Source organism: Agrobacterium sp. CG674, assembly GCF_053521645.1.
On the sequence record NZ_JBNWDZ010000007.1, the window covers coordinates 179,402 to 194,411 of the forward strand.

General features: G+C 56.2%; 12 protein-coding genes. 8 read left to right on the forward strand and 4 right to left on the reverse strand.

The window, feature by feature from the left end:
- The first annotated feature begins 47 nt into the window (after nucleotides 1-47).
- A complete protein-coding gene (locus ACQZ51_RS18585; protein WP_448779471.1) occupies nucleotides 48-788 on the forward strand; it encodes a FadR/GntR family transcriptional regulator in 741 nt (246 codons plus the stop codon).
- 11 nt (nucleotides 789-799) lie between these two features.
- On the opposite strand, the gene ACQZ51_RS18590 is transcribed toward ACQZ51_RS18585, so the two are convergent.
- Both ACQZ51_RS18590 and ACQZ51_RS18595 read right to left on the reverse strand, forming a co-directional pair.
- On the reverse strand, nucleotides 800-1,588 hold the full coding sequence (locus tag ACQZ51_RS18590; RefSeq protein WP_448779473.1) for a DUF7402 domain-containing protein: 789 nt from the start codon (nucleotides 1,586-1,588) through the stop codon (nucleotides 800-802).
- A gap of 12 nt (nucleotides 1,589-1,600) precedes the next feature.
- Nucleotides 1,601-3,379, reverse strand: a complete 1,779-nt coding sequence (locus ACQZ51_RS18595) for a heparinase II/III domain-containing protein (protein ID WP_448779475.1) — start codon at nucleotides 3,377-3,379, stop codon at nucleotides 1,601-1,603.
- A gap of 277 nt (nucleotides 3,380-3,656) precedes the next feature.
- Between ACQZ51_RS18595 and ACQZ51_RS18600 the strand changes: the two genes are divergently transcribed.
- From ACQZ51_RS18600 to ACQZ51_RS18630, 7 genes are all read left to right on the forward strand, one after another.
- Nucleotides 3,657-4,547: a carbohydrate ABC transporter permease gene (locus ACQZ51_RS18600; RefSeq protein WP_448779618.1), complete on the forward strand. Its 891-nt coding sequence runs from the start codon at nucleotides 3,657-3,659 to the stop codon at nucleotides 4,545-4,547.
- A 4-nt stretch (nucleotides 4,548-4,551) separates the two neighbouring features.
- Nucleotides 4,552-5,388 carry a carbohydrate ABC transporter permease gene (locus ACQZ51_RS18605; protein WP_243258261.1) on the forward strand — a complete coding sequence of 279 codons (837 nt, stop codon included), beginning with the start codon at nucleotides 4,552-4,554 and terminating at the stop codon, nucleotides 5,386-5,388.
- Nucleotides 5,389-5,392: 4 nt separating this feature from the next.
- Complete coding sequence (locus tag ACQZ51_RS18610) at nucleotides 5,393-6,565, forward strand: glycoside hydrolase family 88 protein (RefSeq protein ID WP_448779478.1); 1,173 nt, start codon at nucleotides 5,393-5,395, stop codon at nucleotides 6,563-6,565.
- 15 nt (nucleotides 6,566-6,580) lie between these two features.
- Entirely contained in the window at nucleotides 6,581-7,690 is a 1,110-nt protein-coding gene (locus ACQZ51_RS18615; protein ID WP_448779480.1) for an ABC transporter ATP-binding protein, read from the forward strand.
- A gap of 18 nt (nucleotides 7,691-7,708) precedes the next feature.
- On the forward strand, nucleotides 7,709-8,407 hold the full coding sequence (locus ACQZ51_RS18620; protein WP_448779482.1) for a DUF624 domain-containing protein: 699 nt from the start codon (nucleotides 7,709-7,711) through the stop codon (nucleotides 8,405-8,407).
- Nucleotides 8,408-8,438: 31 nt separating this feature from the next.
- Nucleotides 8,439-9,719 carry an ABC transporter substrate-binding protein gene (locus ACQZ51_RS18625; RefSeq protein ID WP_448779484.1) on the forward strand — a complete coding sequence of 427 codons (1,281 nt, stop codon included), beginning with the start codon at nucleotides 8,439-8,441 and terminating at the stop codon, nucleotides 9,717-9,719.
- Between the two features lie 65 nt (nucleotides 9,720-9,784).
- Nucleotides 9,785-11,632 carry a DUF2264 domain-containing protein gene (locus ACQZ51_RS18630; RefSeq protein ID WP_448779485.1) on the forward strand — a complete coding sequence of 616 codons (1,848 nt, stop codon included), beginning with the start codon at nucleotides 9,785-9,787 and terminating at the stop codon, nucleotides 11,630-11,632.
- On the opposite strand, the gene ACQZ51_RS18635 is transcribed toward ACQZ51_RS18630, so the two are convergent.
- Together ACQZ51_RS18635 and ACQZ51_RS18640 are read right to left on the reverse strand one after the other, a co-directional pair.
- Complete coding sequence (locus ACQZ51_RS18635; RefSeq protein ID WP_448779487.1) at nucleotides 11,629-12,315, reverse strand: response regulator; 687 nt, start codon at nucleotides 12,313-12,315, stop codon at nucleotides 11,629-11,631. The genes ACQZ51_RS18630 and ACQZ51_RS18635 overlap by 4 nt on opposite strands.
- Nucleotides 12,312-15,005, reverse strand: a complete 2,694-nt coding sequence (locus tag ACQZ51_RS18640) for an ATP-binding protein (protein WP_448779489.1) — start codon at nucleotides 15,003-15,005, stop codon at nucleotides 12,312-12,314. Before ACQZ51_RS18640 ends, ACQZ51_RS18635 begins: the two co-directional genes overlap by 4 nt.
- Nucleotides 15,006-15,010: the final 5 nt, after the last annotated feature.

Below are 15,010 nucleotides of genomic sequence, written 5' to 3' on the forward strand. Positions count from 1 at the left end.
TATGTATGTGATGATATCGATGTCGTTCTCATCCATGAGTCTCCGAAATGCACCTCAATCGAAAAGAGCGTCCTAAAAACGGGGCTTCGCTCGTCAGCCAGCTCAGCGGCATTCTGCGGGACGTTATCGCATCCGGTCGATACAGACCGGGAGACCGGTTGCCCAGTGAGGTGGAACTGACAGAGGAGCACGGCGTGAGCCGCACTGTTGTCCGTGAGGCCATCGCTGCGCTGCGCCACGACGGTCTAGTCGAAGTTCGGCAAGGGGCGGGCATATTCGTTTTGAAAACGGAAAAGGACGTCCGACCGCCCGTCAACGTAGATAAGGCGAGGCTTTCTTCGGATCTGGAGGTACTGGAAATCAGGACCCCGCTTGAAATTGAAGCCGCCGGCCTTGCCGCTCTTCGCCGCTCCCCCTCTCAGGAAGAAATAATCTTCGATTGCCATGCCCGTGTACTGGATTGTATCGAAAAAAACCAGTCCATCCGCGAAGCCGATCTAGCGCTGCATTTCGCAATTGCGGCAGCAACGAACAATCCCCTGTTCACGCAGTTTCTCGAACTGCATGGCCCAGCGGCCATTCCGCAATCCAGGTTTGTTCCGAAACTAGAGGAAGTCGACCAAACCGCCTATCGACGCCTGATCCACAGGGAGCACGAGGCTATCATTGTTGCAATTTCAGACCGCGACGAACAGGCCGCGAAGCTTGCCATGCAAGAGCACTTGCGTGGAAGCCAGCTCCGCTATCGCGAGATGATGCGCGATCTGCGCGGGATTTCCGCCAACTAAAAGCTCACAATTCAAGCGACATCTGCGCCCCATATTTCCAGCTGCGTGAGCGCCGGAAAAGGTGACGGATCATCTGCTTTTTTGAGGTCGTGGACCCGCACCCATTCCACAATTCGGGGTGAAATCGCAAAGACCTGCGCAAAGCCGGATTTGAGCAATGGAACGGTCAGTGTATGGCCATCAGAAAATGTCAGGCTGGCCTCACTCCACCATGCATCATGGGGGAAGTCAGCGCGGAGATACAAGATGACCTGATCTATCTGGACGGGCCTTGCGAAATCAAGCGTCAATGCCGCCATCGGATCCTGATTGATGCCCCAGCTCGTATAGGGCCAGAAGCCGTGGTCCGTATTGGCTTTTTCGCCATCGATGGCATTGCGGGCTGCAAAAACAGCCTCTCCGCGCGTTTCCACATTGGCGCTTGAATGTGGAAAGAGCGTGTTGTTTTCGTGGTGGTCAAACGGGTTGAGGGCCAGGTTACGGCGTGTTTTCGCCTCTTGTTGATCAACCACACAGACCGAGATCCGGTGCAATTTTCCCAGAAATGCATGGGGTGGATAGGTCTTGCGGGTCGCCCCGAAGGGAACAGGTAGCGAAAAATCGGTTCCAGCCATGAAAACACGTGCTGACGGCATTCCCGCATCAAGGCTGACATCCAGATGGCACGGCTCTGTTGTCTCAATAACGATCCTGTCACCTTGTGCATATTCGCAGCGATAAACCAGAATGGCTTCATCGTCCGCGCTCGTTTGGGCCAGGACCCTTCCCGTAGCTTCAACGACTTTCAATGTTAGCTTCATCGGCATTCTCCCTTAGCGGATGACAAGGCGAAGGCGATTGCCTTTGAGTGGAATGAGTGTGCGGTATATGGTCTCGGGCCAGGACTGGCGCAGACGCTGATCATCGATCTTGATCGCTTCGACGGTCGGGATACCTCCCCCCTCGACATCAACAGATGCGAGGTCACCAATGACCAAAGCATCTCCATCAACAATGGGCATTTCTGCTGTCATGAGCGACAAAACGGCATCGCGCCCACCGTTCTGCTCCTCAATGATCTCCACGTGCTGGCCACGAACAAGCCGAACCGTTCTGGTGTAGCTTTGCACGCCAGCCTCAGGCGGATAGGCCGCAGCAAGATCGAGCGATATCTCTGCGCAATCATCGCCAAAATCGACCTGAAAATTTCGAGCCGCAAAAACCGCGCCATCGGCCTGCATGACACAGCCGAAGGTGGGAACGTTGTGAAAGGCTGACTGCATCGTCCAGATGTCATAGCGCTGCTGCGAGAAAGTCTTCGCCGTGTAGGTCTCCACTCCAACATCGATGAGAAGCGGTCGCTCATTCTTGTAGAGCGTTATGCTACCGACATCATTGTGGTTATGGCTCTCACCATTATTGCCGCCCTTTACGGCAAGATCGAAGATGTCGTCGCGGGCAATCGCGAGTTCAATGCCGGGATAAAAAATGTCACCCTTTTCGGGCGGCGGCAGAGACTTCTCTGTTAATTCCGTGCCGAGCAGGACTGCCTGCACCCGATACCAGAGGTTCCACTCATCCTGCATCAGCCGCTTGGATGACGTCCGCCACCGCTCTGCGGCGAAGGCGTGAAGCTGGGGGGATGCGATGGCTTTGCCGACCCAGTATTCACGCAGGCCACAGGTTTCAAACCGTGCCGGAGCATCTGCAAAGTTGAAGAACCTGTTTTCAGCAACGTGCATATGCCTGATGAATTCCGCCATATTGCGAAGCTTGTCGTTGCCGAGAAGGGGCGACATGACGCCGGGTGCCGCCTCGTTGAGAACCGCGATGGCGCCGAACATGCACAGGGTTGCATGCCCATAATACAACGCGCCCTCCTCGCAGGCTCCGTCAGCCGCATAGTCCTTTTGAAATGCATCGAGGCTTTTGAGCGATTGCTCCGCAACGGCGCGGCGCGTAGCCTGCCCGGTGGGGCGCAAATATGTGGCGAGCAGCACATTCTGCGTGATCCACGCCGTCCAGTTGTTCATGCGCTCCGCACCATTTCCCATCCACCAGAAGTGCCGCGAAAGGTATGGATCGGCTATGCGCCGGTCGATTTCGGCGGATATCCGCGCAACCAGCGTTGGATCGAGCATTGTGTGGAGCAGATGCGACACGAGCGCCAGATTGGCCGCTGTTTCCGCTGCGAAAAGATCAATGACAGGGTTTTGCGGATCAGGAAGTGGCGTTCGCGGGCCACCCCTCACATGGGCATTGTGCGCTGGCAACTGCCAGCCACTCTCTTCGCATATGAGCCATAGGCCATCCGTTATAGAGGCCAAAAAACGGCCTTCGCCTTTGATACATTCGCCCAGAACCAACGCATTGAGCTTGAGTCGACGGGCGAAATAAAGCGCCTCGAAGCGCGAGCGATTTCCGTTGGACGTATATTCCAGATAATCGCTTGCGAGGATGACAGACCATTGCTCATCCAATGCCTTCACAGCCAGATCGACAAGCTGCGCACGGCTTTCCTCAGACGCACAAGCGCGAATGCGGTCAACGGTGACATCCGCGGCAAAGTCTCCGAGCCTTTCTGGCAAGAGCGGTATCATTTCTGCAAACACGCCCTGAACCTCCCGCGCATCCGATGTCAGATGTCCGCTCCTATCATACGTCTTTTCAAATCTCCAGAGAATTTGTCTGATGTTATGTGAAGTTGTTTGACCAATGCGGATTCTGTGTTATCAAAACGGCAGGAGGCGTCAGGCTGAAAAGCTGATCGCAGGAGATGTTGCAGCCGGTCTACGCCGATCATGATGACGGTTGGCCGACAATGGGAGAAGTGCCGTGGCCACTACGACCGCGTCTGACACGCAGGCGGCCCCATACCGCAAAAAGAAGGTGCGTATCGTTTCAAAAAAACGACGCAGATTCGAAAATGCGTTGATCGCCTATTCCTTCATCGCCCCCAATTTCCTTGGCTTTGCCATCTTCACGCTCGGCCCTATCCTCTTTGCTTTTGCGCTGGCGTTCATGCATTGGGACGGCTCAAATGCGATGAGCTTTGCAGGGCTAGACAACTTCTGGCGCTTGTTCGAAGACAAGGCCTTCATCTCCGCATTCTGGAACACGATTGTTTACACCGTGGTTTCCGTGCCTGCGACGCTGGCCTGCGCGCTGGGCCTTGCCGTTCTCCTCAACCAGAAAATCCTCGGACGTGATTTCTTCCGCACGGCGATGTTCTTTCCCTATGTCGCTTCACTGGTCGCCGTGGCCGTTGTCTGGAACATGATTTTCAATCCGGAAATGGGTCCGGTCAACATGCTGCTTTACACCCTTGGCATGGACCCTGCCGATATGCCGGGCTGGGCGGCGGACAGGCATTGGGCCATGGTCACGGTGATCCTCTTCGGCATCTGGAAGAGCATGGGTTACTACATGGTGATCTATCTGGCCGGATTGCAGGGTATCAATTCCGAACTGTATGAAGCGGCGGGGCTAGATGGTGCCAATGCATGGCAGAAGTTCATCCACGTCACCTTGCCACAGCTGGCACCGACCACATTTTTTGTGACCGTGATGCTCACGATCCAGTCTTTCAAGGTGTTCGATCAGGTCTACATGATCACTCAGGGCGGACCCGGCACGTCGACGCTCGTTCTCGTCTACCACATCTATAACGAGGCCTTCATCTCCTGGGATCTCGGCTATTCCAGCATGATTGCGTTGGTGCTGTTCTTCCTCGTGCTTGCCGTCACCGTCATCCAGTTCAAAAGACAGCGGGAGGACTGAAGCGATGCGCATCATGGGCAAAAAAGTCACGCTAGGAACCATAGCCGTCTACGCCACTATCATCGCCATTACCATCGTAATGCTGCTGCCTTTCGTGTGGATGCTGTCTGCATCGCTCAAGCTCAGCCGCGATGTTTTCGCCTTTCCCATCGAGTGGATACCGTCGCAGCCGCGCTGGGAAAACTACACCGAGATCTGGACGAAGATCCCGCTGGCGCTGTTCATCTACAACACGTCGAAACTGACAATCATCGTCACGATCATGCAGCTGCTGACGTCAAGTTTTGCGGCCTATGCCTTTGCGAAGCTGAACTTTCCCTACAAAAACACGCTGTTTCTGGGTTACATCGCCACAATCGCCATGCCTTGGCAGGTCTATATGGTGCCGCAGTTTCTATTGATGCGGGAGTTCGGTCTCAACAACACGCACCTTGCGCTGATTTTGCTGCAAGCCTTCACGGCCTTCGGCGTGTTCCTCATGCGGCAATTTTACATGTCGATACCCAACGAACTGTGCGAAGCGGCGCGTATCGATGGTATGAACGAGTACCAGATTTGGGCGAAGATCATGCTGCCGCTTTCCAAGCCTGCGTTATCGACGCTGACCATCTTCACCTTCGTCACCACCTGGAACGACTTTCTCGGGCCGATGATCTACCTGACGAAAACCGAGCTGAAGACGATCCAGATCGGGCTTCGCATGTTCATCTCACAGTATTCAGCCGAATACGGGCTGATCATGGCCGCATCGGTCGTGGCGCTCATCCCGGTGCTGATCGTTTTCCTGGCGCTGCAACGTTTCTTCGTCGAAGGCGTCGCCTCTTCCGGGATCAAGGGCTGATATCATGCTGCAAGTTCCAACCACGCAACCCAACCCGATCAGCGACGCCGAAATCAGTGCCGCGATGGCGACCGCTGTGGAGCAGGTGCGCCGCAATCTGCCGGAGTTTACTTACAAGGCGCAGAACCATTCGAGCGTTGGCAACGTCTATCCAGCCGTGGCCAACAACCAGTGGACTGCGGGCTTCTGGCCCGGCCAGATTTGGCTTGCCTTCGAGCATACCGGCGACAAGGTCTTCCAATACGCAGCGCAGATACAGGTCCAGAGTTTCCTTCACCGTATCGAACATCGCATCGAAACAGACCACCACGATATGGGGTTTCTCTACTCGCCCTCCTGCATCGCCGCGTGGAAACTCGTGGGCGATGAGGATGGCGCACGCGCAGCCCTGATGGCGGCCGACCAGTTGATGGAACGGTTTCAGCCTGTTGGCCAGTTCATCCAGGCGTGGGGAGCCAAGGGCAACCCCAATGAATATCGGTACATCATCGATTGCCTGCTCAACCTGCCCCTTCTCTACTGGGCAGCGGAGCAGACGGGTCGCGAAGACTATCGCGACGTTGCCTTGGCACATGCCCGCACGACCCTTGCGCATTCTGTCCGTCCAGACGATTCCACCTACCACACATTTTACATGGACCCTGAAACCGGAGCGCCGGTACGGGGTGTGACGAAGCAGGGATATAGCGACGAGAGCTACTGGGCGCGGGGCCAAGCCTGGGGCATAGCCGGTATGGCGTTTTCCTATCGCTATGAGCGACTTCCTGCCTATCGAGATGCTTTCGAGCGGCTGCTCGCCTTTTACCTGAAGCGTCTGCCAGACGATCTTGTGCCCTATTGGGATCTGGTCTTTTTAGACGGGGACAATGAGCCGCGTGACAGCTCGGCAGCGGCCATTGTTGCCTGCGGCCTGCTGGAAATGGCCGATCTAGAAGAGCCTGAAAAGGCGGAACAATATCGCGATCTGGCGCGGCGGATGATGAAAAGCCTTGTCGATGGCTATTCAGTAAAAGACCCTGGCATATCCAACGGGCAGCTTCTCCATGGCACCTATTCGAAGAAGACACCGCACAACACCTGTCGCGGTGAAGGTGTCGATGAATGCGTGTCCTGGGGTGATTATTATTATCTGGAAGCACTGACGCGTCTTTCGCGCAAGTGGGCATCCTACTGGTGAGCGCGTGAGGGAACAATGGCAAGCATTTCGCTGAAAAAACTGAACAAGACCTTTGGCGCGCTCAAGGTCGTTCACGATATCGATCTGGAAATTGCCGATAAGGAATTCATCATTCTGGTCGGCCCCTCTGGCTGCGGCAAGTCCACAACCCTGCGCATGATTGCCGGGCTGGAGGAGATCTCCGGCGGTGAGCTTCGCATTGGCGATGATGTGATGAACGACGTGCCGTCCAAGGACCGCGACATTGCCATGGTGTTCCAGAATTATGCGCTTTATCCGCATATGACGGTCTACAAAAACATGGCGTTTGGTCTGCAACTGCGCAAAGCTCCACGCGATTTCATTGACGAAAAGGTCAAGGAAGCAGCCAATATTCTCGATATTACCCATCTCTTGAACCGCAAACCAAAAGCTCTGTCCGGCGGGCAGCGCCAACGCGTGGCGCTGGGCCGTGCGATGGTGCGCAACCCGGAAGTCTTTCTTCTGGACGAACCGCTATCCAACCTGGACGCCAAGTTGCGTGGCACGATGCGCGCCGAAATCAGCAAACTACACAAACGGCTGAATGCGACTTTCATATATGTGACGCATGACCAGATCGAAGCGATGACGATGGCAGATCGCATCGTGGTGATGAAAGACGGGCACATTCAGCAGGTAGACACACCGCAGCAGCTGTATGACCGCCCCATCAACATGTTCGTCGCCGGTTTCATTGGCGCGCCACAGATGAACATGCTGCCGGTAACGTTAAAGCGTGACGGTGGAGGTTTCACTGTAGTCTTCGACGGAAAGCCCATGCCTCTGCCCGCCAATATCGATGTGGAACGGCTGCGGCCTTATGAAAACAAGAATGTAATCCTTGGCATTCGCCCGGAGAATTTTCACGAGTTTGCGCCAGCAGATATCGATGCGGCCAATACCGTGCCGTTCAACGCATCACTGGAACTCGCCGAGCCGATGGGATCGGAGGTTCATCTTAATCTCGTGGCTAGCGGGAAGGCGCTTATTGCGCGTGTGTCTCCGCGCTTCAAAGGCAAAATTGGCGATGACATCACACTCGTGGCCGACCTGACCGGCGCGCAGCTGTTCGACCCACAAACGGAACGTTCCATTCTCTACTAAACCGCTGGGAGGCGCACGATGCAATGGCTTGAAGGGCTGTGGACAAGGGAGGGAGCCGGGATCGACAAGGATGCCCCGCGCGCCACTGGCCTTGCCCTGTTCTTCGACATTCTCAAACGGGAATGGTGGGAACTGGTGAAGCTCAATCTGCTCTTCCTGATAGCCAGCCTGCTTGTGGTAACGATCCCGGCGGCAACGCTGGCCATGGCACGGGTTTCACGCTCCATCGTTGCGGATGAAAACACCTATTTGCTAAGCGATTTTACAGAAGCATTTCGGCGCTACGCATTTCGCGGCACCCTTCTTGTTGCTGTCTGCGCGTTGGTGATGGCTGCTGGCATATGCGCCGTCATGACCTATGCAAGATTGGTTCAGGATGCGCTGATCTACAGCCTGCCATTGGCGGTCAGCCTCGTCATGACCGTTTTTGTCGCCTTAGGTTCGGCCTATGCCATCGTGCTGACCGTCACGCACGAGCTTTCGCTTGCAACCCTTTTTCGGCGGGCCGCTCTTCTCGCATTGGTAAAACCTTTGCCGATGTTTGCAGCTCTGGCATTCGCGGCCGCACTCTGGCTGGCGCATATCCTGCTTTATCCGGTGTCGGTCTTCATGCCCGCCACGATCAATTTTTCGCTTGGCATATTTGCGATCTGCTTTGCCGCAGCGCAGGCGCAGAACTCTCGCCTTACAGGGACACGTTATTCACAAGATCACTAAAAATCGAACACAGTCCGGGAGGAAACCGACTATGGAATTCAACACAACACGACGTGCATTCGCTTTGGCCACCGCAGGTATCAGCATCGCCATGAGCATGGGCGGCGCGGCCTTTGCGCAGAGCGATGCGCCTGTCACGCTCAAATGGGCGCTCTGGGATCTTGATAAAGGCGCCTATTTCAAGCCGCTGATGGATGCCTATAAAGCCAAGCACCCCAATGTAAGCTTTGAGCCTGTCGATCTCGGTTCGCAGGACTACACACAGATGATCTCAACGCAGCTGACCGGCGGCTCCAAAGACATCGACATCGTCACCATCAAGGATGTTCCCGGCTATGCCAACCTTGTGCGTGCCGGAAACATCACCGATCTCAGCAGCTATATGAAAGACCAGAAGATCGACCCGAAAGGATATGGCGGTCTAATTGAGGAAATGACGGTCGAAGGCAAGATCTACGCCTTGCCGTTCCGCTCGGATTTCTGGATCGTCTATTACAACAAGGACATCTTCGACAAGGCAAGCGTCCCCTACCCCACCAATGATATGACATGGGCACAGTTTGATGAGATCGCCACCAAGCTCAAGGGCGGCATGGGGGCAAACCGCGTCTACGGCGCGCTGCTTCACACATGGCGCTCAACCGTTCAACTGCCCGGTATTCAGGATGGCAAGCAGACGCTGGTGGATGGAAATTACACGTTTCTGAAGCCCTGGTACGAGCGTGCGCTTGCGCTACAAAAGAGCGGCGCAATCCCCTCCTACGCATCGCTGAAGACCTCCAACACACACTATTCTGCCCTGTTCTTCAACGGCACCATTGGCATGCTTCCCATGGGAACATGGTTCATGGGAACGCAGATCGCCAAGGTAAAATCGGGCGAATCCAAAAGCGCCAATTGGGGCATCGTGAAGTTCCCGCATCCCGATGGTGTGGTAGCAGGCACGACCGCTGCGCAGATTTCAGGCCTCTCGGTCAATTCCAACTCCGCGCATAAGGAAGCAGCACTTGATTTCATCAAGTTCGTGACCGGCCCAGAAGGTGCCGCCATCGTGGCCTCGACAGGCACATTCCCGGCGCTACGCTCTGACACTGTCGCGCAGACCATCGCAGCCCTCCCTGGCTTCCCACAAGACCAGAACAGCAAGGATGCGCTGAAAGCTGGCAAGGCCTATCTGGAAATGGCCGTCAACCCGAATGCCGCAAAGATCGAGGTTGTTCTGAACCGCGTCCATGATGCGCTGATGACCGACAATATCTCTATCGAAGATGGCATCAAGGACATGGACGATGGCGTAAAAGCCATCAAATAAACAACAGGCGGTCGCGGGGGCACCTCGCGACCGCCGTTTTCATGATCCCAATTGGAAGATTTGCCGTGCATCACGATAGCGCCAAGGCCAACCCGCTTTTTCACAATCCGCTACAGACGCGGGACGATCTTGCAAAAGCGGTGATGGATCTTTTCAATCCGCTTCTGCCGTATTTCTCTGAAGGTGGCGCAAGAGTGCGGCTGAGTGCAACGGGGGCAATATTCGATTTTCCTGCTGCCGAGCTTGAGGGTTTTGCACGGCCGCTTTGGGGTATCGTTCCCTTGGCCGCGGGCGGATATGACTTTCCGCATTGGGACCTGTACCGGCGCGGATTAGCAAACGGCACCAATCCTCACCACGACGAATATTGGGGCGATGTCTCGGACAGAAACCAACGATTGGTGGAACTGGCAGCCATTGGTTTTGCGCTGGCCTTGGTGCCGCAGCACATCTGGGAGCCATTGAGCGAGACCGACAAACAGGTCGTCGCCGACTATCTTCTGGCTGCGCGTGACCGCGAATTCGTTGACAATAACTGGAAATTCTTCCGCGTGCTGATCGATCTCGGTCTCACCAGGGTCGGGGTCACTTTCGACACGTCTAAGACGGACGCCTATCTCGATGAGCTGGAAGCGTTTGACATCGGCGATGGCTGGTACCGCGATGGGCCAGTGCGTCGGGTTGACCACTACGTCCCCTTCGCCATGCACTTTTACGGCTTGATCTATAGCGTTCTCGCCACTGGCGATGATGAGCGAAAAGCAAGATTGCTTCAGCGCTCCAGAAGTTTTTCAGCCGATATACGCCATTGGTTCGGGCCAGACGGCGCCTCGCTCGCCTTTGGGCGCAGCCAGACCTATCGTTTCGCGGCAGGCGGTTTCTGGGGCGGCCTTGCCTTTGCCAATCTGGAGGCGCTGCCGTGGTCTGAGGTCAAAGGCTATTACATGCGCCACATCAGATGGTGGTCAAAGCTGCCGATCTGTGATCGCGATGGCGTACTATCCATCGGTTATGGCTATCCCAACCTGTTGATGAGCGAGAGCTATAATTCCCCCTGCTCGCCTTACTGGGCGCTCAAGTTCTTTCTACCTCTGGCACTTACCGCCGACCATCCATTCTGGACAGCGGAAGAAGCCGCGCCTGGAACATTTGCCGAACCGATCCCTTTGTCGAAGCCCGGCATGGTCGCGTTCCACACATCAGGCAATGTGGTTGTCCTCTCTTCCGGCCAGCAGCATGACAAGATGCGCGGCGCGCAGGAGAAATATTCGAAATTTGTCTATTCAACACGCTATGCCTTCAACATCGAGGCAGACGACCGCCATTTTGCAGCAGCGAGCTTCGATGGCATGCTGGGTCTATCGGACGATGGCATTCATTTCCGTACACGCGAGACGATGGAAGAGGCGCTTATTTCGGGCGATAAGCTGTATTCCCGCTGGCGACCGTGGCGGGATGTGGTGGTCGAAACATGGCTCATACCGCAAAACCCGTGGCATGTGAGAGTTCACCGGATCAAAACTCCCTACGGCCTAGAAACATCCGAAGGCGGTTTTGCTATCGAACGCGCCGACTTCAACCGCGATACGTCTGAGATTAGCAACGGCAAAGCCATCTGCTTTGGTCAGCAAGATATCAGCGCAATTGTCGATCTATCGCCTGGATCGCTGCGCGATGGCTTGGCTCATTTGGCGATTGCCAACACCAATCTCATCCATCCCCGCACGCTGGTGCCGCAGTTGCGCGGTGCGATAGCCGCAGGCGAAACCGTTTTGATTACGGCAGCTCTGGCCCTGCCTACGGGAGACCAGGCTAAAGCCGCTATGGGCAATATCCCCGCGGCACCTGACCTCGCTGCGCTGGAAGATCACTTCAATCGCCTGGGCAAGCGCGTCGATGCTTTCGCGCTCTAATCGCTGATCAGGCGGTATCCGACACCGGGTTCCGTCTGAACAATCTTTGGCTGCGTCGGATCGCGCTCGATTTTCTGACGAAGCTGGCCAATGAAGACACGCAGATAATGCAGGTCTTCTTCATGGGCAGGTCCCCATACCGATGTCAGAAGTGTTCTGTGCGTGACGACGCGACCAGCATGCTGCGAAAGCAGTGTCAGCAGATCGTATTCCTTGGGCGTCAGCCGAATGGATTGACCGTCTCGCGACACGATGCGCTGCACGACATCGACGACAAGACCGTCCGCGTGCACGATGGAAGGAGCCTTACCGGCATTTGCCCGGTGACGCATCGCCGTTCTGATGCGGGCAGTCAGTTCGCCAATTCCAAACGGCTTTTCGATGTAGTCATCAGCGCCCAGGTCAAGGGCAGCAATTTTCTCCACCTCGCGGTCACGTGCGGAGAGAATAATAATGGGAATGTCAGACCAGCCGCGAAGACTTGATATCACGTCCTTGCCATCCATATCCGGCAAGCCAAGGTCCAGGATCACGGCATCGGGCGCAGCGGTCGCCACTGCTTTCAGCGCTTCGGCACCATTCTCGGCCTCAATGACATCATAACCGGCGGCAACCAGCGCTGGCCGCAGAAATCGCCGGATCTGTGGTTCGTCATCTACGACGAGAATACGGGCAAGTGTCATGATGATCCCAAAGTCTGTTCTTTTTCCTCTATCGGGAAACGCATGACAATACGAGTGCCCCTCTTTCTCACAGCCGGGCTTTCAGCATGGATGCGTCCGCCAAGCGCCTCCACGAAGCCACGGGCAATGGAGAGGCCGAGGCCCGTTCCGGGTGAGCGCCCATCCGTTTTCGAGCGGCGGTAGAACTTCTCGAAGATCCGGTCGAGATCAACGGCGGGAATGCCCTTGCCCTGATCCGTGACTGATAACACCAGCTCTTTGCCATCCCGGCGCGCATAGATATTGACGGGTTCCCCCCCACCATATTTCGCTGAATTATCCAGAAGGTTGAACAGAACCTGTTCCAGAAGCACGCTGTCGCCGCGCAACAGCGGCAAATCCGTCGCGATGCCGGTTTCGAAACTCTGTGCGGGGAAGTATTTGCGCGCACGCTCTGCTGCGGAGCGCACAACATCGCTGACATCAACCCATTCGCGCTTGGCCTGAAGTGTCCCGGTGGAAATTCTCGTCATATCGAGCAGATTGGCAACGAAACGGCTCAGACGTGCGCCTTCCTCCTCAATTGATTGCAAGAGATCGTCGCGGCTCTCCGGCGTCATCCGTTCGCCCAGTTCCCGAAGGCTCGTCACGGCACCGGTTATGGTGGCAAGCGGTGTGCGCAAATCGTGGGATATGGAGGATAAAAGGGCCTCGCGATAACGCTCGCTTTCCAGCCGCACCGCCTGTTTTGCGCTTTCCGATGACAGGCGCGCACGGTCGATTGCCGTTGCGGTCTGGTCTATGATGGCGGAGAACATGCGCTCGGCATTGGAATCAAGCGGTTCGCTGCCAATCTCATAACCACAGACACCGACAACACCATGCGGGCTGGTGAGCGGCCTGAACTGAAATCGGCAATTTGGCAAGGTGCCCGTGCCAGCCCCCGCCGCTTCCTTCCTGGAGTTGGCCCATCGTGCAGCGGCTATCTCGGAAATGCCAAGTTCGGTATCGGGTGGCCATGCGGCTGCCGTTTCCAGCATATCGCCGTTGGGTCGCAGAAGCACGATGTTGCGATTGATGCCCGCATGCAACTGGCTGACGGAAGCCCACAGTACCTCATCGACATCGGCCGTGCCGGAAAGCTTTCGCGCAAAATCATAGAGCGCCTGCATGGCCGCTGCCCGTGCCCGCGCCGTTTTTGCCTGATCGCGAATGCGCGAGCCAAGACTACCCGCAAGTACGGCAGCCACAACGAAGATAAAGAGCGCAAACACCTCATGGGGAGACGCGATGGTGAAGGTGTAAAGCGGCGGTATGAAAAAGAAATTATAGGCCAACGCCGAAAGCATCGCCGCCATCAGGGCTGCGGCAAAACCGGCATAGGTGGCAGCAGCCAGCACCGCGATCAGGAATAGCAGCGAGATATTGGGAAGATAGACAATGCGGTCAATCAGCGCGCCAAGCAGCACCGCTGGCAGCACGCATGTAAAGGCGATGCCGAAAGGCCTTGCGAGGGTCGGCAAAGGCGGAAGTACGAATTTTCGACCGGTTTTACGCGACGTATTGTCATCCGCAGTCACAAGGTGCAGACCAATGCCGCTCGTTTCCTGCGAGAGAGCATCGGCGAGGCTTGTGCGCAACGGATTTCGCAACCACCGTCGGCAATGCGAACCGATCACGATCTGCGTGGCGTGCTCGCGTTTGGCAAGCTTCATGATCTCGGTCACGAAATCAGTACCCGTCACCCGGCGCGTTTCAGCCCCCAGCTTCTCAGCAAGACGGAAGGTGTCATCGATGCGCCGTAAATCGTCGTCGTCCATCGTCTCCCGGTCAGAATGAGAAATATTGACGACCAGCCACGGGGCATTCAAGCCCGAAGCAAGGCGGCTCGCCACACGCACGACCTTCTCGGAAAGCCCATCCGCACCGATGCAGACCAGTAACCGCTCGGCGGTAGCCCATGGGCCTTCGATGGCGTTCTGCCTGAGATAATCGATCATCTGGTCGTCCACCCGGTCAGCGGTACGCCGAAGCGCCAGCTCCCGAAGCGCCGTCAGATTTCCCAGGCGAAAGAAGCGGTCGGCAGCACGTCTGGCACTCGCTGGAAGGTAGACCTTGCCGTCTTGGAGGCGCGTGATCAGTTCTGCGGGCGGTAGATCAACGAGCAGGACGTCATCTGCCTTTTTCAGCACGGTGTCGGGAATTCTCTCGCGCACATTCACGCCCGTGATCTGTGCCACGAGATCGGACAGGCTTTCCAGATGCTGGATGTTCAGCGCGGTCCACACATCGATACCCGCTTCGATCAGCTCGTCTATGTCCTGATAGCGTTTAGGATGCCGGAAGCCTTCCGGGTTGGAATGGGCAAGTTCATCGACGATGATGATGGCGGGCTTTCGCAAAAGCGCTCCATCAAGATCAAATTCCTGCAAATCCTTGCCGTGGTAGGACACCGATAGCCGCGGCAAGATTTCAAGCCCGTCCAGAAGGGCGGATGTTTCGGTGCGACCATGGGTTTCGGCAAGCCCGACGACGATGTCTGCCCCATCGCCACGCAATCGCTGCGCCCGGTTCAACATCGCATAGGTCTTGCCGACACCGGGGGCAGCGCCTAGAAAAATCGTCAGCTTGCCCCGGCGGTCTTTCTCCGCCAGGGCAAGCAATGCATCAGGATCGGGACGGTTTGTCTCGTAAGGCTCGTGTGTCGGCATTCGTA